The 18,800-nt window shown below is 61.1% G+C and carries 17 protein-coding genes; 13 read left to right on the plus strand and 4 right to left on the minus strand.

The window, feature by feature from the left end:
• Positions 1–17: 17 nt before the first annotated feature.
• Positions 18–236, minus strand: coding sequence for a 50S ribosomal protein L31 (rpmE, locus tag CAG47_RS13950; protein WP_007975586.1), 219 nt, complete (start codon positions 234–236; stop codon positions 18–20).
• Between the two features lie 282 nt (positions 237–518).
• On the opposite strand from rpmE, the gene CAG47_RS13955 reads away from it, so the two are divergent.
• The 10 genes from CAG47_RS13955 (at position 519) to CAG47_RS14000 (ending at position 13,627) form a co-directional block, all read left to right on the plus strand.
• Positions 519–2,738: a primosomal protein N' gene (locus CAG47_RS13955; RefSeq protein ID WP_085725442.1), complete on the plus strand. Its 2,220-nt coding sequence runs from the start codon at positions 519–521 to the stop codon at positions 2,736–2,738.
• A 220-nt stretch (positions 2,739–2,958) separates the two neighbouring features.
• A complete protein-coding gene (gene argS / locus CAG47_RS13960) occupies positions 2,959–4,695 on the plus strand; it encodes an arginine--tRNA ligase (RefSeq protein ID WP_085725443.1) in 1,737 nt (578 codons plus the stop codon).
• Between the two features lies 1 nt (position 4,696).
• The gene (locus CAG47_RS13965) at positions 4,697–5,410 is read left to right on the plus strand and encodes an SPOR domain-containing protein (protein ID WP_085725444.1); all 714 of its coding nucleotides are present in this window, start codon (positions 4,697–4,699) and stop codon (positions 5,408–5,410) included.
• A gap of 231 nt (positions 5,411–5,641) precedes the next feature.
• Positions 5,642–6,172: an ATP-dependent protease subunit HslV gene (hslV, locus tag CAG47_RS13970; RefSeq protein WP_007975582.1), complete on the plus strand. Its 531-nt coding sequence runs from the start codon at positions 5,642–5,644 to the stop codon at positions 6,170–6,172.
• 55 nt (positions 6,173–6,227) lie between these two features.
• A complete protein-coding gene (gene hslU, locus CAG47_RS13975; protein ID WP_085725445.1) occupies positions 6,228–7,565 on the plus strand; it encodes an HslU--HslV peptidase ATPase subunit in 1,338 nt (445 codons plus the stop codon).
• 137 nt (positions 7,566–7,702) lie between these two features.
• Complete coding sequence (locus CAG47_RS13980; protein WP_085725446.1) at positions 7,703–8,074, plus strand: gamma-butyrobetaine hydroxylase-like domain-containing protein; 372 nt, start codon at positions 7,703–7,705, stop codon at positions 8,072–8,074.
• A 259-nt stretch (positions 8,075–8,333) separates the two neighbouring features.
• The gene (gene phaC / locus CAG47_RS13985) at positions 8,334–10,013 is read left to right on the plus strand and encodes a class II poly(R)-hydroxyalkanoic acid synthase (RefSeq protein WP_085725447.1); all 1,680 of its coding nucleotides are present in this window, start codon (positions 8,334–8,336) and stop codon (positions 10,011–10,013) included.
• Positions 10,014–10,183: 170 nt separating this feature from the next.
• Positions 10,184–11,038 (plus strand): poly(3-hydroxyalkanoate) depolymerase, encoded by an 855-nt coding sequence (phaZ, locus tag CAG47_RS13990; protein WP_085725448.1) that lies wholly within the window; start codon positions 10,184–10,186, stop codon positions 11,036–11,038.
• A 114-nt stretch (positions 11,039–11,152) separates the two neighbouring features.
• The gene (gene phaC, locus CAG47_RS13995) at positions 11,153–12,835 is read left to right on the plus strand and encodes a class II poly(R)-hydroxyalkanoic acid synthase (RefSeq protein WP_085725449.1); all 1,683 of its coding nucleotides are present in this window, start codon (positions 11,153–11,155) and stop codon (positions 12,833–12,835) included.
• A 171-nt stretch (positions 12,836–13,006) separates the two neighbouring features.
• Positions 13,007–13,627, plus strand: a complete 621-nt coding sequence (locus CAG47_RS14000) for a TetR/AcrR family transcriptional regulator (RefSeq protein ID WP_085725450.1) — start codon at positions 13,007–13,009, stop codon at positions 13,625–13,627.
• 205 nt (positions 13,628–13,832) lie between these two features.
• Here CAG47_RS14000 and CAG47_RS14005 read toward each other — a convergent pair whose 3' ends face one another.
• From CAG47_RS14005 to CAG47_RS14015, 3 genes are all read right to left on the minus strand, one after another.
• Positions 13,833–14,714, minus strand: coding sequence for a phasin family protein (locus CAG47_RS14005; protein WP_085725451.1), 882 nt, complete (start codon positions 14,712–14,714; stop codon positions 13,833–13,835).
• Between the two features lie 10 nt (positions 14,715–14,724).
• Positions 14,725–15,147, minus strand: coding sequence for a phasin family protein (locus tag CAG47_RS14010; RefSeq protein ID WP_085725452.1), 423 nt, complete (start codon positions 15,145–15,147; stop codon positions 14,725–14,727).
• Positions 15,148–15,324: 177 nt separating this feature from the next.
• Positions 15,325–15,600: a polyhydroxyalkanoic acid system family protein gene (locus tag CAG47_RS14015; protein ID WP_085725453.1), complete on the minus strand. Its 276-nt coding sequence runs from the start codon at positions 15,598–15,600 to the stop codon at positions 15,325–15,327.
• Positions 15,601–15,755: 155 nt separating this feature from the next.
• Here CAG47_RS14015 and ubiE point away from each other — a divergent pair, with 155 nt between their 5' ends.
• Genes ubiE through ubiB form a run of 3 tightly spaced genes read left to right on the plus strand, consistent with a single transcriptional unit; the run spans position 15,756 to position 18,750 of the window.
• A complete protein-coding gene (ubiE, locus tag CAG47_RS14020) occupies positions 15,756–16,526 on the plus strand; it encodes a bifunctional demethylmenaquinone methyltransferase/2-methoxy-6-polyprenyl-1,4-benzoquinol methylase UbiE (RefSeq protein WP_007975568.1) in 771 nt (256 codons plus the stop codon).
• Entirely contained in the window at positions 16,526–17,149 is a 624-nt protein-coding gene (locus CAG47_RS14025; RefSeq protein ID WP_085725454.1) for an SCP2 domain-containing protein, read from the plus strand. Before ubiE ends, CAG47_RS14025 begins: the two co-directional genes overlap by 1 nt.
• Entirely contained in the window at positions 17,146–18,750 is a 1,605-nt protein-coding gene (gene ubiB, locus CAG47_RS14030) for a ubiquinone biosynthesis regulatory protein kinase UbiB (RefSeq protein WP_085725455.1), read from the plus strand. The genes CAG47_RS14025 and ubiB overlap by 4 nt, the downstream gene beginning before the upstream one ends.
• Positions 18,751–18,800 lie beyond the last annotated feature (50 nt).

Here is an 18,800-nt window from a genome sequence, read left to right on the forward strand (position 1 = left end):
TCCCAAGTTGATCGGCCTTAGGCCTTTTTCGCGCCGAAAGCACCGAAACGGTCGGCGAACTTCTGTACGCGACCACCGGTGTCCAGAGTCTTCTGCTTACCGGTGTAGAACGGGTGGCATTCGTTGCAAACGTCGATCGCCAGGGCTTTGCCGAAGGTCGAACGGGTTTCGAACTTGTTGCCGCAGCTGCAGGTAACAGCAACTGCTGGGTATTCTGGATGGATATCAGCTTTCATGGTGTTTTCCTCAGGCTAGCGTGCCGCCACCCAACACTATTGTTAAGTACCGCACGTAATTAGGCCGCGGATTCTACCAGACAATCCCATTCACGCAAGCTGTCGCTTCTACCGACCGTCTGCTAGGCTCCCGGCCCAATACGCGATCCCCTGTAGGAGCGAGCATGCTCGCGAAAGCGGTCTGCCAGCCACCGCAATGTCGACTGCAAGATTGCTATCGCGAGCATGCTCGCTCCTACAGGCTGTAGTCACGCCCCTAATTGTTTTGATCGAGATCCCCGCGTGCCCGACGCCATCCTGCGCCTCGCCCTGCCCTCGCCGCTGCGCCGCCTGTTCGACTACCGCGCTCCGGCCGGCGTCCTGCGCGCCCGGCTGCACCCCGGCATGCGCCTGCGGGTGCCGTTCGGCCGGCGCGAGATGATCGGAATACTGGTGGAAGTCACCGACACCAGCGAAGTGCCCGCCGAGAAGCTCAAGCCAGCCCTGGCCCTGCTCGACGCCACGCCACCGCTGCCGCCGGCGCTGTTCAAACTGTGCCTGTGGACCTCACAGTACTATCAGCACAGCCTGGGCGACACCCTGAGCTGGGCGTTGCCGGTCCTGCTGCGCCAGGGTGAGCTGGCCGAGGCACGCCAGGAACGCTTCTGGTCCGTCGCGCCGGGCGCCAGCCTCGATGATCCGCGCATCGCCCGCGCCCCGCGCCAGCGCGAGGCCCTGGCCACGCTGGCGCAACATCCCCACGGCGTCGCCCATCAATTGCTGAGCAAATTGATGCTGAGCAAGGACAGCCTTGATTTGCTGCTGGCCAAGGACCTGGTGCAGATCGAGATCCGTCGGCACGCCCCGGGTGGACGCCATGAACACTGGCTGGCGCAACCGGAACTGCCACTGAACCCGGAGCAGCGTGCCGCCTATGAGGCGATTCGCGCCGGTTTTGGCAGTTACCATGCCTTCCTGCTGGCCGGGGTTACCGGCAGCGGCAAGACCGAAGTCTATTTGCAGTTGATCCGCGAAACCCTGGAGGCCGGCAAGCAAGCGCTGGTGCTGATCCCGGAAATCAACCTGGGCCCGCAGACCCTGGCGCGCTTCGAACAGCGTTTCAATGCCCGCATCGCGCTGATCCATTCCGGCGTCAATGACCGCGAACGCCTCGATGCCTGGCTGGCCGCCCGGGACGGCGAGGCCGACATTATTATCGGCACCCGCTCAGCCCTGTTCACGCCGATGAAGAACCCCGGCCTGATCATCATCGACGAAGAGCACGACGGCTCCTATAAGCAGCAAGAAGGCTTGCGCTATCACGCCCGTGACCTGGCACTGGTACGGGCACGACAGGAAAACATCCCGATCGTCCTCGGCTCCGCCACTCCCTCACTGGAAAGTCTGCACAACGCCTACACCGGCCGCTATGGACTGCTGCGCCTGAATGAACGCGCCGGCGGTGCCAAGCAGCCGCGCTTCCTGCGCCTGGATGTCAAAAGTCGACCGTTGGACAGCGGTATTTCCGGGCCAATGCAACAAGCCATCGGCCAGACGCTGGCCGCCGGGCAGCAGGTACTGGTGTTTCTCAACCGCCGCGGCTTCGCCCCGACCCTGCTGTGCCATGACTGCGGCTGGATGTCCGAGTGCCAGCGCTGTGACGCGCGCATGACCGTGCATCAGCGTTACGGCGAACTGCGCTGCCACCATTGCGGCTACGTCGAACGCGTGCCGCGCCAGTGCCCGAAATGCAACAAGGTCGATCTGCGCCCCGTTGGCGCCGGCACCGAACGGGCCGAGGAACGCCTGGCGATTCTGTTCCCGGACTATCCGGTGCTGCGGGTCGACCGCGACAGCACATCGCGCAAGGACGCGATGAACCAGTTGTTCGCGACGATTCAAAAAGGCCAACCGTGCATTTTGATCGGCACGCAAATGCTTGCCAAAGGCCACCATTTTCCACGGGTGACGCTGGTGTCGATCCTCGACGCCGACGGCGGCCTGTTTTCCGGAGACTTCCGCGCCAGCGAGCGCATGGCTCAATTGATCGTCCAGGTCGCAGGCCGTGCCGGCCGCGCCGAAGAACCGGGCAAAGTGATTATCCAGACGCACCTGGCCGACCACCCGTTGCTGGTGCAACTGACCGAGCAAGGTTATTTCGCCTTTGCCGAACAGGCCTTGAGCGAACGCCGCGCGGCCGGCTTGCCGCCGTTCGCGCACCTGGCGCTGCTGCGGGCCGAGGCGCACAAGCCGGGTCAGGCCGAAGGCTTCCTGGATGAGGCGTGCAGCGAGGCAGAGCGCTTGCTGGCCGAGCAGAATCTGACGGGGATCGAGTTGTTGGGACCGGTCCCGGCACCGATGGAGCGCCGGGCCGGGCGCTATCGAGCGCAACTGTTGCTGCAGGCTACGGCGCGGGCACCGTTGCATCGATTGCTGGCCGGTTGGTTGATGGTGCTGGAACAGATGCCGAGCGGACGGGCGGTGCGTTGGTCTTTGGATGTAGATCCTGTGGATTTATATTGATCTGAAGATCGCCTTCGCGAGCGGGCTCGCTCCCACATTGGATGACTGTGCGACACAAATCCCCTGTGGGAGCGAGCCTGCTCGCGAAAGCGGTCGAATTGTCACCACACATCCACATCCTGCCTGCTAAGGTTGGCAAGCCCGTCTTCGCAACGGATAATGCCCAGTTTTTCCACCAGCGCACGATGCGCCGCCGCGCCTGCGGTCGAAAGAGAAGACCATGAAAGACACCATTCGCCAGCTGATCCAACAAGCCATCACCCAACTCGTCAACGAAGGCGTGTTGCCTGAAGGCCTGTCGCCGGCGATCCAGGTGGAAAATTCCCGCGACAAGAAGAACGGCGATTTCGCCAGCAACATCGCCATGATGCTGGCCAAGCCGGCCGGCATGAAGCCCCGCGATCTGGCGGAAAAAATCATCGCCGCGCTGCCGGCTGACGAAAACGTCGCCAAGACCGAAATCGCCGGCCCAGGCTTCCTGAACTTCTTCCAGAACACCGACGCCCTGGCGGCTCGCCTGGACGCGGCCCTGGCCGACGCCCACATCGGCGTGCGCAAGGCCGGTCCGGTACAGCGCACCGTGGTCGACCTGTCGGCACCGAACCTGGCCAAAGAGATGCACGTCGGCCACCTGCGCTCGACCATCATCGGCGACGGCGTGGCCCGCGTTCTCGAATTCCTCGGCGACACCGTGATCCGTCAGAACCACGTCGGCGACTGGGGCACCCAGTTCGGCATGCTGATGGCTTACCTGCAGGAAAACCCGATCACCAGCGACGAACTGTCGGACCTGGAAAACTTCTACCGTGCCGCCAAGCAGCGCTTTGACGAGTCCGAAGAGTTCGCCGACCGCGCCCGTGGCCTGGTGGTCAAGTTGCAGGCCGGCGATGCCGACTGCCTGGCGCTTTGGACCAGGTTCAAGGACATCTCGCTGTCGCACTGCCAGAAAATCTACGAACTGCTCAACGTCAAACTGACCATGGCCGACGTGATGGGCGAAAGCGCCTACAACGATGACCTGATCAACGTGGTCAACGATCTGAAGGCCGCGGGCATGCTGGTCGAGAGCAACGGCGCCCAGTGCGTGTTCCTCGACGAATTCAAGAATGCCGAGGGCGATCCGCTGCCGGTGATCATCGTCAAGGCAGACGGCGGCTACCTCTACGCCACCACCGACCTGGCGGCCGTGCGCTACCGCAGCGGCAAGCTCAAGGCAGATCGCGCGCTGTACTTCGTCGACCAGCGCCAGGCCCTGCACTTCCAGCAAGTGTTCGCCGTGGCGCGCAAGGCTGGTTTCGTGACCCATCCGATGGAAATCGAACACATGGGCTTCGGTACCATGAACGGCGCCGACGGCCGCCCGTTCAAGACCCGCGATGGCGGCACCGTGAAGCTGATCGACCTGCTGACCGAAGCCCGGGAACGCGCCTATACACTGGTCAAGGACAAGAACCCGGAACTGGCTGAAGCCGAGCTGCGCAACATCGCCAAAGTCGTGGGCATCGGCGCTGTAAAATATGCCGACCTGTCCAAGCACCGCACCAGTGACTACAGCTTCAACTTCGACCTGATGCTCAACTTCGAAGGCAACACCGCGCCGTACCTGCTGTACGCCTACACCCGCGTCGCCGGCGTGTTCCGCAAGCTCGGCAAGGACTTCAGCGAAGTCGACGGCCAGATCGTCCTGGAAGCGCCGCACGAGCACGAACTGGCGGCGAAACTGGCGCAGTTCGGTGAAATCCTGAACAACGTGTCCGAAAAAGGCACCCCGCACATCCTCTGCACTTACCTGTACGACGTCGCCGGCCTGTTCTCCAGCTTCTACGAGAACTGCCCGATCCTCGCCGCCGACACCCCGGCACAAATGCAGAGCCGCCTGCGCCTTGCCGCGCTGACCGGACGCACCCTCAAGCAAGGCCTGGAACTCTTGGGCCTGGAAACTCTGGAGCGTATGTAAGTTGGCTGCCAAGAAAAAACCTGCACCCAAGCGTGGCGCCAGCCGTTACCAAGCTCCTGCAAAGCAACCGATCCCGGGCTGGCTGTGGATGGCCATCGGCCTGACGGTCGGCGCTTTCATCGTGTTTCTGATGAAACTGGAACCGGGCAAGGGCAGCGACACGGTCAAGCGTGAAAAGGTCGAGCAACAGCAACAGCAGAAAGCCAGCAAGGTCGCCGAAGCCAACAAGACCCCGCCGAGCCCGACGCAACCGGTGAAGCCGAAGTACGACTTCTACACCTTGCTGCCGGAATCGGAAGTCATCGTGCCGCCGGATGCCGTGCCGGAGAAAACCCTGCCGACGCCACAAGTGCCGGCCATTCCGACCACGCCGGTGACCCCGGCCGAAGCGGCGAAGATCGACACGGCCCGCGCCCAGGCGGCCCTGGCCGGGATCACGCCACCACCAGCGCCTCCGGTCAAGGCGGCACCGGTGACCAAGTTCTTCCTGCAGGCCGGCTCGTTCCGCAAGGAAGCTGACGCGGACAAGGTACGCGCGCAGATCATCCTGCTCGGCCAGGCTGTGGCGGTCGAGTCCGGGACGGTGAAGGACGAAACCTGGTATCGGGTATTGGTCGGACCGTTCAGCAACCGCGAACAACTGACCACAGCGCAGAAACAACTGTCGGGCGCCGGTTTCAGCAACTTGCTGTTACAACAACGCCAGAGCCGTTGACCCCCCTTCAGAACCACCGCGCCACCGTTTTCGCGAGCAGGCTCGCTCCCACAGGGTTCGTGCATATCCTGTGGGAGCGAGCCTGCTCGCGAAGGCATTCTGATTAACACTACAGTCCCGTCTGTCTCACACCACTCGTCCCCTCTCCCTCCCTGCAGTTGAAATCCACTCCACCACCCCCATATGGGTTGGCATAAGGCATTTTCGCCCCGCTGCGTGGAGACTCTTCCCTTGACCACCATCGTTTCAGTTCGCCGCCACGGCAAAGTCGTCATGGGCGGCGACGGCCAGGTTTCCCTTGGCAATACCGTGATGAAAGGCAACGCGAAAAAAGTTCGTCGCCTGTACCACGGCCAGGTCATCGCCGGGTTTGCCGGCGCCACCGCTGACGCCTTTACCCTCTTCGAGCGCTTCGAAGGCCAGTTGGAGAAACATCAAGGGCACCTGGTTCGCGCCGCTGTCGAACTCGCCAAAGAATGGCGCACCGACCGATCCCTGAGCCGCCTCGAAGCCATGCTCGCCGTCGCCAACAAAGACGCCTCCCTGATCATCACCGGCAACGGCGACGTGGTCGAACCTGAAGACGGCCTGATCGCCATGGGTTCCGGTGGCGCCTACGCTCAGGCAGCCGCCAGCGCGCTGCTGAAAAAGACTGATCTGTCGGCCCGGGAAATCGTCGAAACCGCCCTCGGTATCGCCGGCGACATCTGTGTATTCACCAACCACACCCAGACCATCGAGGAGCAGGACTGCGCCGAATAAGCCCGTGCAGCCCATCGCACCACGGCCCATTCTTGCTTGAGGTCCACTGAATATTATGTCCATGACTCCCCGTGAAATCGTCCACGAACTCAACCGCCACATCATTGGCCAGGACGATGCCAAGCGCGCCGTCGCCATTGCCTTGCGCAACCGCTGGCGCCGCATGCAACTGCCTGAAGAGCTGCGCGTTGAAGTAACGCCAAAGAACATCCTGATGATCGGCCCGACCGGTGTCGGTAAAACCGAGATCGCCCGTCGCCTGGCCAAACTGGCCAATGCGCCGTTCATCAAGGTCGAAGCGACCAAATTCACCGAAGTCGGCTATGTCGGCCGCGACGTCGAATCGATCATTCGTGATCTGGCCGATGCGGCGATCAAGCTGCTGCGCGAGCAGGAAATCGTCAAGGTTCGCCACCGCGCCGAAGATGCCGCCGAAGAACGCATCCTCGATGCGTTGCTGCCCCCGGCACGCATGGGCTTCGGCAATGACGACGCCCCGACTGCCGATTCCAACACCCGTCAGCTGTTCCGCAAGCGCCTGCGCGAAGGCCAGCTGGATGACAAGGAGATCGAAATCGAAGTCGCCGAAATGGCCGGCGTCGACATCTCCGCGCCACCGGGCATGGAAGAAATGACCAACCAGTTGCAGAGCCTGTTCGCCAACATGGGCAAGGGCAAGAAGAAGGCCCGCAAGCTCAAGGTCAAAGAAGCGCTGAAGATGGTGCGCGACGAAGAAGCCAGCCGCCTGGTCAACGACGAAGAATTGAAGGCCAAGGCCCTGGAGGCCGTCGAGCAGCACGGCATCGTGTTCATCGACGAAATCGACAAGGTCGCCAAGCGTGGCAACTCCGGTGGCGTGGATGTATCCCGCGAAGGCGTGCAGCGCGACCTGCTGCCGCTGATCGAAGGCTGCACCGTCAACACCAAGCTGGGCATGGTCAAGACCGACCACATTCTGTTCATCGCTTCCGGTGCATTCCACCTGAGCAAGCCGAGCGATCTGGTGCCGGAGCTGCAAGGCCGCCTGCCGATCCGTGTCGAACTCAAGGCCCTGAGCCCTGAAGATTTCGAACGCATCCTCAGTGAGCCTCACGCCTCTCTCACCGAGCAATATTGCGCGCTGTTGAAAACCGAAGGCCTGGGTATCGAGTTCCAGCCAAGCGGTATCAAGCGCATCGCCGAGATTGCCTGGCAGGTCAACGAGAAAACCGAAAACATCGGTGCCCGTCGCCTGCACACCCTGCTCGAGCGCCTGCTCGAAGAGGTGTCGTTCAGCGCCGGCGACCTGGCCAGCGCCCATGACGACAAGGTGATCCAGATCGACGCCGACTACGTCAACAGCCATCTGGGTGAATTGGCGCAGAACGAAGACCTGTCCCGTTATATCCTGTAAGCCAAGACCTGTAGGAGCGAGCAAGCTCGCGATGGCGTATCAGGCGACGCGGGCCTACAGACAGCCCGCGTCATCGTTGACCTCCTTCGCGAGCTTGCTCGCTCCTACAGGGTTCCATCCTCAACGGAACTTTGGCCATGATCCCTACCGACATCAAACTGCACAAAGCCTCGAAAACCCTGTCGCTGAAATACGCGTCCGGCGAGGAATACACCCTGCCCGCCGAGTTCCTGCGCGTGCACTCTCCCTCCGCCGAGGTCCAGGGCCACGGCAAACCCATCCTGCAATTTGGCAAGATCAACGTCGGCCTGACGAAGATAGAACCGGCCGGTCAGTACGCCTTGAAACTGACCTTCGACGACGGCCATGACAGCGGCCTGTTCACCTGGGAATACCTCTACGAGCTGGGGCGACGTTATGACGCACTCTGGGAGGATTATCTTGCCGAGCTCAAAGCCGCCGGAAAAAGCCGCGACCCGAACGAATCCGTCGTCAAGCTGATGCTCTAGTCCGAGCCTCTTGCTCTTTAGAGCGCATTTTCTAATTTCATCTGTTTGAATGCTCCGCTCCAGGGCCACCGATTGGCCTGCTTGCGAAAAAAATTAAACTCGGGTAACCAATGGAACTGGCAAGTTCCCTGCAGTGCTCTCTGTGAACAAAAAGCAGCGATGCAGTATTAACAGTCACCCGAGCAGCAGTACCTGGCATTGGTTGTGTGACTGCACAGCAGGACCCGGGTACTCGTCTCAGGACAATGGAGCGTCGTAGATGAGTAACAAGAATAACGATGACTTGAAGCAGCAAGCCTCCGAAAACACCTTGGGGCTGAATCCTGTCGTTGGATTGCGTGGAAAAGATCTACTGGCTTCTGCTCGCATGGTGCTCAGACAGGCCATCAAACAACCGATTCACAGCGCAAAGCATGTCGCTCATTTCGGCCTTGAGCTCAAGAACGTACTGTTAGGCAAATCCGAGCTGCTACCGAACAGCGATGACCGTCGCTTTGCCGATCCGGCCTGGAGCCAGAACCCGCTTTACAAACGTTATTTGCAAACCTACCTGGCGTGGCGCAAGGAGCTCCACGACTGGATCGACGACAGCAACCTGCCGGCCAAGGACGTCAGTCGCGGCCACTTCGTGATCAACCTCATGACCGAAGCCTTCGCCCCGACCAACACGGCGGCCAACCCGGCGGCGGTCAAACGCTTCTTCGAAACCGGTGGTAAAAGCCTGCTCGACGGCCTCTCGCATCTGGCCAAGGACCTGGTACACAACGGCGGCATGCCGAGCCAGGTCAACATGGGCGCATTCGAGGTCGGCAAGACCCTGGCCGTGACCGAAGGTGCAGTGGTGTTTCGCAACGATGTGCTGGAGCTGATCCAGTACAAGCCCATCACCGAACAGGTGCACGAACGCCCGCTGCTGGTGGTGCCACCGCAAATCAACAAGTTCTACGTTTTCGACCTCAGCCCGGAGAAAAGCCTGGCGCGGTTCTGCCTGCGCAGCAACGTGCAAACCTTCATCGTCAGTTGGCGCAATCCGACCAAGGAGCAGCGCGAGTGGGGTCTGTCGACTTACATCGAGGCGCTCAAGGAAGCGGTCGACGTGGTCACTGCGATCACCGGCAGCAAGGACGTGAACATGCTCGGCGCCTGCTCCGGCGGTATCACCTGCACCGCGCTGCTGGGCCATTACGCAGCGATTGGCGAAAACAAGGTCAACGCCCTCACCCTGCTGGTCAGCGTGCTCGACACCACCCTGGACAGCGATGTGGCGCTGTTCGTCGATGAGCAAACCCTCGAAAGCGCCAAGCGCCACTCCTATCAGGCCGGCGTGCTGGAAGGCCGCGACATGGCGAAAGTCTTCGCCTGGATGCGTCCCAACGACCTGATCTGGAACTACTGGGTCAATAATTACCTGTTGGGCAACGAACCACCGGTGTTCGACATCCTGTTCTGGAACAACGACACCACCCGGTTACCGGCGGCGTTCCACGGCGACCTGATTGAAATGTTCAAAAGCAACCCATTGATTCGTCCGAATGCACTGGAAGTGTGCGGCACGCCGATCGATCTGAAGCAGGTCACTGCCGATATCTTTTCCCTGGCCGGGACCAGCGATCACATCACCCCGTGGCGCTCCTGCTACAAGTCGGCGCAACTGTTCGGCGGCAATGTTGAATTCGTGCTGTCCAGCAGTGGGCATATCCAGAGCATTCTGAACCCGCCGGGCAATCCGAAATCGCGCTACATGACCAGCACCGAAATGACCGCCAATGCCGATGACTGGCAGGTAGAGTCGACCAAGCACGCCGATTCGTGGTGGCTGCATTGGCAGGCCTGGCTGGCACAGCGTTCGGGCAACTTGAAAAAAGCGCCGTTGAAATTGGGCAACAAAGCCAATCCAGCGGGTGAAGCAGCACCAGGCACCTATGTGCACGAGCGGTAACTGACACACCTCGCCCTACCCCTGTAGGAGCGAGCAAGCTCGCGATGGAGTCCGGAGCACCGCGGGGTATCAGATGCCCCGAGTTTTCGTTGACGTCCATCGCGAGCATGCTCGCTCCTACAGGGGGAGAGGGACGGGGAAGAACTTGAGAGACCCACAGGGCCAGAAGCATGCCGCAACCCTTCATATTCCGTACCGTCGATCTGGATGGCCAGACGCTCCGCACGGCGGTACGCCCCGGCAAGCCTCACTTGACGCCCCTGCTGATTTTCAATGGCATCGGCGCCAACCTGGAGCTGGTGTTCCCCTTCATCGCGGCGCTGGACCCGGACCTGGAGGTCATCGCCTTCGACGTACCCGGTGTCGGTGGCTCGTCGACGCCGAACCGGCCGTATCGTTTTCCCGGGCTGGCCAAGCTCACCGCGCGGATGCTCGACTATCTCGACTACGGGCAGGTCAACGTCATCGGTGTGTCCTGGGGTGGCGCCCTGGCACAACAGTTCGCTTACGACTATCCGGAGCGCTGCAAGAAACTCCTGCTGGCGGCAACGGCGGCGGGTGCGGTGATGGTACCGGGCAAGCCGAAAGTGTTGTGGATGATGGCCAGTCCGCGCCGTTACATCCAGCCGTCCCATGTGATCCGCATTGCGCCGATGATCTACGGCGGCGCCTTCCGTCGCGACCCGACGCTGGCCGCGAGCCATGCAGCCAAGGTGCGCTCGGCGGGCAAGCTCGGTTACTACTGGCAGCTGTTCGCCGGCCTCGGCTGGACCAGCATTCACTGGCTGCACAAGATCCGCCAGCCGACCCTGGTACTGGCCGGCGACGACGACCCGCTGATCCCGCTGGTCAACATGCGCTTGCTGGCCTGGCGGATTCCCAATGCCCAGTTGCACATCATCGATGACGGGCACCTGTTCCTGATTACCCGGGCCGAAGCGGTGGCCCCGATCATCATGAAATTCCTGGAAGAGGAGCGCCAGCGCGCGGTGATGCATCCGCGTCCGGCGCCTTTGGGCGGCTAAAGCGTTGCATCGGCGCTCGGCAGGACGCCACGCCGCGCAACAACCCGTTACAGCGTCTATGGTGTTCTGCTTCGGTGTATTTGTTTTGGCCTGAAGACGAAGGAGTGTTGACTCATGCGCGAGAAACCAGCGAGGGATTCCTTACCGACTCCCGCCGCGTTCATCAATGCACAGAGTGCGATTACCGGCCTGCGTGGCCGGGACCTGCTGTCGACCCTGCGCAGTGTGGCCGCCCATGGCTTGCGCAATCCGGTGCACAGCGCCCGACATGCCCTCAAACTCGGCGGTCAGCTTGGTCGTGTGCTGCTCGGCGAAACCCTGCACCCGACCAACCCGCAGGACGCTCGCTTCGCCGACCCGGCGTGGAGCCTCAACCCGTTTTACCGCCGCAGCCTGCAGGCCTACCTGAGCTGGCAGAAACAGGTCAAAAGCTGGATCGACGACAGCAACATGAGCCCGGACGACCGCGCCCGCGCGCACTTCGCTTTCGCCTTGCTCAACGATGCCGTATCGCCCTCCAATACCCTGCTCAATCCACTGGCGGTCAAGGAACTGTTCAATTCCGGCGGCAACAGCCTGGTGCGCGGCATCAGCCATTTGCTGGACGACCTGCTGCACAACGACGGACTGCCCCGACAAGTCACCAAGCAAGCGTTCGAGGTCGGCCGGACGGTCGCCACGACCCCAGGCGCAGTGGTATTTCGCAACGAACTGCTGGAGTTGATCCAGTACAAGCCAATGAGCGAAAAGCAGTACTCCAAGCCCCTGCTGGTGGTGCCGCCACAAATCAACAAGTACTACATTTTCGACCTGAGCCCCCACAACAGCTTCGTCCAGTACGCCCTGAAAAACGGCCTGCAGACCTTCATGATCAGTTGGCGCAACCCGGATGTGCGTCACCGCGAATGGGGACTCTCGACCTACGTGGAGGCCGTGGAGGCGGCGATGAATGTCTGCCGGGCGATCACCGGCGCACGCGAAGTCAACCTGATGGGCGCCTGCGCCGGCGGGCTGACCATTGCCGCGCTGCAAGGCCATCTGCAGGCCAAACGGCAACTACGCAGGGTGTCCAGCGCGACGTACCTGGTGAGCCTGCTCGACAGTCAGCTGGACAGCCCCGCCACGCTGTTCGCCGACGAGCAGACCCTGGAGGCCGCCAAGCGCCGTTCCTATCAGAAAGGCGTACTGGACGGCCGTGACATGGCCAAGGTCTTCGCCTGGATGCGCCCCAACGATTTGATCTGGAGCTACTTCGTCAACAACTACCTGTTGGGCAAGGAGCCACCGGCGTTCGACATTCTCTACTGGAACAACGACAACACCCGCCTGCCCGCGGCCCTGCATGGCGATTTGCTGGACTTCTTCAAGCACAACCCGCTGACCCACCCGGGAGGGCTGGAAGTGTGCGGCACGCCTATCGATCTGCAGAAGGTCACCGTCGACAGCTTCAGCGTCGCCGGCATCAACGATCACATCACGCCATGGGATGCGGTGTATCGCTCGACGTTGCTGCTCGGTGGCGAGCGGCGCTTCGTACTGTCCAACAGCGGCCATGTGCAGAGCATCCTCAACCCACCGAGCAACCCGAAAGCCAACTACGTCGAGAACGGCAAACTGAGCAGCGACCCCCGTGCCTGGTACTACGACGCCAAACATGTCGATGGCAGCTGGTGGAGCCAATGGCTGGCCTGGATCCAGGAACGCTCCGGCGCGCAGAAGGAAACCCACATGGCGCTCGGCAACCAGAACTATCCACCGATGGAGGCTGCACCCGGCACTTACGTGCGCGTGCGCTGAACCTAAAAAGGCCACAGTCAGTCTCCGACCCGGCAGGAGCGAGCAGGCTCGCGATGGACATCCAGACGCCGCGGGCAACCAGGTAGCCCGCGTAATCGTTAACGACCATCGCGAGCATGCTCGCTCCTACAGGACTGGAGGCTGGCCTGGCACGAACATTAAGAAGACTGGATGAAAACCCGCGACCGGATCCTCGAATGTGCCCTGCAATTGTTCAATCAAAAGGGCGAACCCAATGTCTCCACCATGGAAGTTGCCAATGAAATGGGCATCAGCCCGGGCAACCTTTACTACCACTTCCACGGCAAGGAACCACTGATACTCGGGCTGTTCGAACGCTTCCAGGGCGAACTGGCCCCGCTGCTCGATCCGCCGGCCGATGTCGAACTGGCCCCCGAAGAATACTGGCTGTTCCTGCACCTGATCGTCGAACGCCTGTCCCACTACCGGTTCCTCTTCCAGGACCTGTCGAACCTCGCCGGGCGCCTGCCGAAACTGGCCAAGGGCATCCGCAATCTGCTCAATGCACTCAAGCGCACATTGGCGTCGCTGCTGGCGCGACTGAAGGCACAAGGGTTGCTGGTCAGTGAAACCCAGGCATTGGGACAACTGGTGGAGCAGATCACCCTGACATTGCTGTTTTCGCTGGATTATCAGCGGATTCTTGATCGTGAAGGCGAGGTGCGGCTGGTGGTCTACCAGATCATGATGCTGGTCGCGCCACACCTGCTGCCATCGATGAAGGCTGCGACCGAACAGATGGCGATGGAGTATCTGGAAGACCACGAGTAGCTCTGCCCACAACGCTCCCCTGTAGGAGCGAGCACGCTCGCGATAGCGGTGGATCAGCCAACATCAATACTGGATGTGATGGCCTCATCGCGAGCATGCCGCAAGCGGGCACCCGCTCCTACAGGGGGGGGTGTCGCTCAGAGATTCGCGCACAAACAAAAACGCCCGACCTTGGCAGGCCGGGCGTTTTCTTGAGCCCTGAAAATCAGGACTGACTGGTTGGCGTCGATGGAGCTGGCGCGGCAGTCGGGGTGACAGCAGGGGCCGGTGCGATCGCGGAGTTCGATGCGCTGACCGGAGCGGCTGCCGGAGTTGCCGGGGCTGCCGCAGCTACTGCTGGTTTTGGCGCGGCGGCTTTTGGAGCTGCCGGCTTCTTCACTGCAGGTTTTTTCGCCGCAGCGGGTTTGGCTGCCGGCTTGGCGGCGGCTGGTTTTGCAGCAGCCGTTTTAGCTGCTGGCTTGGCAGCCGGTTTGGCGGCAGCTTTCGCAGCAACCGGTTTGGCCGCAGGCTTGGCCGCTGCCGGTTTGGCCGCTGCCGTTTTAGCGGCAGGCTTGGCAGCAGGTTTAGCCGCTGCCTTGGCCAGTGGCTTGGCAGCCGTTTTCGCTGCCGGCTTGGCGGCGGCAGTCTTGGCAGCAGGTTTGGCCGCCGCGGTTTTCGCCGCAACAGGCGCAACCTTGGCACCGGTCAGTTTTTCGATTTGCTTGGTCAGGATCTCGACCTTGCTGTGCAGTGCCTTGACTTCATTGCGGCTCGGAACACCCAGGCGCGAAATGGCACTGTTCAGACGCTTGTCGAAAGCGCCTTCCAGCTCATCCCACTTGCCCAGTGCGCGATCTTTCACGCCGCTGATGCGCGATTTGGCCGAAGAAGCGGAGTCCTTGGCGGCGTCGACTGTCTTGCCAACAGCGCTCTTGGTGAGCTTCTCGGCTTTCTCGCCGTCCTTAACCAATGCATCGAAGAGTTTGCTGCCGTCAGTGTCGATCTTCGAGTACACGCCTAAACCAGCCAGCCAGATTTTTCGGGAGTAATCTTCAACTTTCCCGATCCACGAGCTGCCTTCTTTTTCGGTTTTCTTTTTAACAGCCATCCCGTTCTCCTTAAGATTTACGCGCGACACGTTCGAGCAATGCCGTCAGCTCATCGAGCTTAGCAGAGAGTGTCTCAACGTCATGTTTAGACGGAATGCCGATACGATTCAAGGCACTTGCGACACGCGTGTCGAACGCCTTCTCGACCTTGTCGAGCTGAACTTCGACGCGACCTTTGAAAGTGCTGACTTCACTCTTGACTTCATCAATCTCGGCATTGGCCGCTTCAAGTTTCTCGGCAACTACTTTTTTGCCTTTCTTTTCAACAGCCTGACCAGCCTTGATCAGCTCCTGAAAGTATTCGCTGCCCTCCTGACCGACCTTGGCGTAGGCACCCAGGCCTGCCAGCCAGATCTTGCGGGCATAGGATTTGACATCGCCCAGCGTGCTGGTCGGTGCGTCGATTTTTTTCTTCACAATAACTTTGGCCATGGTGCACCTCACGCGCAAAAGGTTTGAAGAACTACCCGGACAAGTGTCGGGCTCTGGCACAAAGTAGGGAGAAAAATTAGAAACGGCACCCTAACAACTGACATAAACAGCAGAGGCACCACAAAACAAATGTGGGAGCAGGCTCGCTCCCACAGGGGATCTCATTTCAAACAGAAATCAGACCAGCGCCTTGTCCAGCGCCTTTTCGATTTCAGCCTTGATCATGCCGCTCATGGCCGACATCATCAGGCCCAGTTCCACTTCGACGCGAATCGAATCGTCGGCGACATGCACCGCGCCCTTCACACCCGAGCGCTTCAGGTTCAGGGTATCGCCGGACCACTGCGGCTCCAGGCCATACTGATCGGACAGTTTCTGCGCCAGCTTGTCGGCCTTTTCGCGAGCCGCTTCCTTACCCAGGCCATGGGCACGTTCAACACTGATACTGGCCATCGAATGACTCCTGCTTTATGGATGCGTTCCCGAGACATTTTGACCTCTGCTGCGTCAAAACGTCCCGATGGTTGCCCATCTTACCTTCAGCCTTGCCAAGACAAAGCATGCCTTGGGGATTAGAATGTCGCGCATTCTCTTTTGGTGACAGCGATATGACTGATCAGCGCAAAGGCAGCGATGCCGAACCCACCACTCACTTCGGCTTCAAAAACGTTCCGGAAAGCCAGAAAGCGGAAAAAGTCGCTGAGGTATTCCACTCGGTAGCCGCCAAGTACGACCTGATGAACGACCTTCTGTCGGGCGGCATGCACCGTCTGTGGAAGCGCTTCGCGATCGAACTGTCGGGCGTGCGCGCCGGCAACCGCGTACTGGACATCGCTGGCGGCACCGGCGACCTGACCCGCAAGTTCTCGCACCTGGTTGGCCCCACCGGCCAGGTCGTGTTGGCCGACATCAACGAATCCATGCTCAAGGTCGGTCGTGACCGCCTGCTGGACCTTGGCGTGGCCGGCAACGTCGAGTTCGTCCAGGCCGATGCGGAAAAACTGCCGTTCCCGGACAACCATTTCGACTGCGTGACCATCGCCTTCGGCCTGCGCAACGTGACCCACAAGGAAGATGCCCTGCGCTCGATGCTGCGCGTGCTCAAGCCGGGCGGCCGCTTGCTGGTGCTGGAATTCTCCAAGCCAACCAACGCGCTGATGTCCAAGGCCTACGACGCCTACTCGTTCGCCTTCATGCCGTTGATGGGCAAGCTGATCACCAACGACTCGGAAAGTTATCGTTACCTGGCCGAATCGATCCGCATGCACCCGAACCAGGAAACCCTGAAGTCGATGATGGTCGAAGCCGGTTTCGACCGCGTGACCTATCACAACATGACCGCAGGCATCGTTGCCCTGCACCGCGGCATCAAGCCCTGATGCTGCTCGCCGGCCTGCTCGCCAGCGTCGAACTCGGCCTAAACCGAGTGCTGCGTCTCGACAGCACGGCACTGCCGCGGCTGGCACATTTGAGCGGCAAGGTGATTACCATCGATTGCCGCAGCCCGGCGCTGCACCTGTTCATCCTGCCCAGCGACGAAGGCCTGATGCTCGCCTCCCAGTGGGAAACCGGCGCCGATTGCACCTTGCGTGCTCCGGCCTCGAGCCTGCTGAAACTGGCGATGAGCAAAGACAAGACCTCGGTGCTGCATGCCCCTGAAGTCGAGCTCGATGGCGACAGCGGCGTGCTGCTGGAACTGGCGGCCATCCTCCAGGACCTCGAGCTGGACTGGGAGTATGAACTTTCGCGCTGGCTCGGCCCGGTCGCCACGCAACTGGTTGGCGGTCACCTGCGCAGCCGCGCCCGCTGGTATCAGCAGGGCTTTGCCAGCCTGGGCCAGAACCTGGGCGAATACCTGGCCGAAGAATCGCGCACGCTTGTTGGTCAGCGCGAAGCCGAAGCCCGATTCAGTGAACTGGACCGGATCAAGCTTGATCTGGAACGTCTCGAGGCGCGTTTCGAGCGCCTTTCCCGATCCCTCGACCCAAGCGATAACGCATGAAGCTGCTTGCCGTCCGCCGTTTGTTGCGCATCCAGCGCGTCGTGATCCGCTACCGCCTCGATGACCTGCTGTTCGCCCTGCCGCTGCCCTGGTTCCTGCGGGCGTTGCGTTATGCCTTGCCGTGGCGCTGGTTCCCGCGCAAGCCCCTGGACCTGAGCCGTGGCGCGCGCTTGCGCCTGGCGCTGCAGGATCTGGGGCCGATCTTCATCAAGTTCGGACAGATCCTGTCCACTCGCCGCGACCTGCTGCCCGAAGACATCGCCGACGAGCTGATGAAACTGCAGGACCGCGTGCCGCCGTTCGATTCGCAGGTGTCGGTGAAGCTGATCGAAGAACAGCTGGGCAAGAAAATCAACGACGTATTCAGCCGTTTCGACGTCGAACCGCTGGCCTCGGCCTCGGTGGCGCAGGTGCATGCCGCGCAACTGAAAACCGGCGAAGAAGTGGTGGTCAAGGTGATCCGTCCCGGCCTCAAACCGGTGATCGCCCAGGACCTGGCGTGGCTGTTCATCCTCGCCCGCGCCGCCGAAAAACTCTCGGCCGATGCGCGTCTGCTGCACCCGGTGGACGTGGTCAGCGACTACGAAAAGACCATCTACGACGAACTCGACCTGCTGCGCGAAGCGGCCAACGCCAGCCAGTTGAAGCGCAACTTCGATGGCTCGCCGCTGCTGTACGTGCCGCAAGTCTATTGGGACTGGTGTCGCCCGAAAGTGTTGGTGATGGAACGCATCTACGGCATTCAGGTCACCGATCTGGCGACCCTGGCCGACCAGCGTACCGACATGAAAATGCTCGCCGAACGTGGCGTGGAGATCTTCTTTACCCAGGTGTTCCGCGATAGCTTCTTCCACGCCGACATGCACCCCGGCAACATTTTCGTCAGCACCGTGAATCCGTGGAGTCCGCAGTACATCGCCATCGACTGCGGCATCGTCGGCAGCCTGACCCCGGAAGACCAGGATTACCTGGCGCGCAACTTGTTCGCCTTCTTCAAGCGCGATTACCGTCGCGTGGCGCAGTTGCACATCGATTCGGGCTGGGTGCCGGCGGAAACCAAACTCAACGAATTCGAAGCCGCGATCCGCACCGTGTGCGAGCCGATCTTCGAAAAACCGTTAAAGGATATTTCCTTCGGCCAGGTGTTGATGCGCCTGTTCCAGACCGCGCGACGCTTCAACATGGAAGTGCAGCCGCAGCTTGTTCTTTTGCAGAAGACCCTGTTGAACATCGAAGGCCTGGGCCGCCAGCTGTACCCGGACCTCGACCTGTGGAACACCGCGCAGCCGTTCCTCGAGCGCTGGATGCGCGAGCGCGTCAGCCCCAAAGCCCTGCTCGGCAACGTGCACAGCCAGTTCGAACAGATCCCGCACCTGGCCAACATGGCCCGTGACCTGCTCGAACGCATGTCCCGACCCCACGCCTACGACCCGCCGCCACCCTGGCATCGACGCCGGGACGACTGGTTCCTGCGTCTGCTCGGCACGGCTCACCTGGCCGGGGGCGCCATCCTTGCCGCTGGCGGTCCGTTGAACCAGTTGGCTTACTGGCCTGCTGGCATCATGATGGCGGTCGGTTTGTATCTGGTCGTTCGTCGATAGCATGAATCAGCTGCAAGTTATAAGCTTCAAGCTTCAAGCGATGTTCGTAG

Source organism: Pseudomonas sp. R37(2017), from assembly GCF_002113375.1.
In the GTDB taxonomy this organism is placed as follows: domain Bacteria; phylum Pseudomonadota; class Gammaproteobacteria; order Pseudomonadales; family Pseudomonadaceae; genus Aquipseudomonas.

What these genes read in the sequence shown, in the direction of transcription:
- rpmE (WP_007975586.1), bottom strand. Translation starts at nt 236, where the DNA reads ATGAAAGCTGATATCCATCCAGAATACCCAGCAGTTGCTGTTACCTGC.
- argS (WP_085725443.1), top strand. Translation starts at nt 2,959, where the DNA reads ATGAAAGACACCATTCGCCAGCTGATCCAACAAGCCATCACCCAACTC.
- hslU (WP_085725445.1), top strand. Translation starts at nt 6,228, where the DNA reads ATGTCCATGACTCCCCGTGAAATCGTCCACGAACTCAACCGCCACATC.
- CAG47_RS13980 (WP_085725446.1), top strand. Translation starts at nt 7,703, where the DNA reads ATGATCCCTACCGACATCAAACTGCACAAAGCCTCGAAAACCCTGTCG.
- phaC (WP_085725447.1), top strand. Translation starts at nt 8,334, where the DNA reads ATGAGTAACAAGAATAACGATGACTTGAAGCAGCAAGCCTCCGAAAAC.
- phaZ (WP_085725448.1), top strand. Translation starts at nt 10,184, where the DNA reads ATGCCGCAACCCTTCATATTCCGTACCGTCGATCTGGATGGCCAGACG.
- phaC (WP_085725449.1), top strand. Translation starts at nt 11,153, where the DNA reads ATGCGCGAGAAACCAGCGAGGGATTCCTTACCGACTCCCGCCGCGTTC.
- CAG47_RS14000 (WP_085725450.1), top strand. Translation starts at nt 13,007, where the DNA reads ATGAAAACCCGCGACCGGATCCTCGAATGTGCCCTGCAATTGTTCAAT.
- CAG47_RS14005 (WP_085725451.1), bottom strand. Translation starts at nt 14,714, where the DNA reads ATGGCTGTTAAAAAGAAAACCGAAAAAGAAGGCAGCTCGTGGATCGGG.
- CAG47_RS14010 (WP_085725452.1), bottom strand. Translation starts at nt 15,147, where the DNA reads ATGGCCAAAGTTATTGTGAAGAAAAAAATCGACGCACCGACCAGCACG.
- CAG47_RS14015 (WP_085725453.1), bottom strand. Translation starts at nt 15,600, where the DNA reads ATGGCCAGTATCAGTGTTGAACGTGCCCATGGCCTGGGTAAGGAAGCG.
- ubiE (WP_007975568.1), top strand. Translation starts at nt 15,756, where the DNA reads ATGACTGATCAGCGCAAAGGCAGCGATGCCGAACCCACCACTCACTTC.
- CAG47_RS14025 (WP_085725454.1), top strand. Translation starts at nt 16,526, where the DNA reads ATGCTGCTCGCCGGCCTGCTCGCCAGCGTCGAACTCGGCCTAAACCGA.
- ubiB (WP_085725455.1), top strand. Translation starts at nt 17,146, where the DNA reads ATGAAGCTGCTTGCCGTCCGCCGTTTGTTGCGCATCCAGCGCGTCGTG.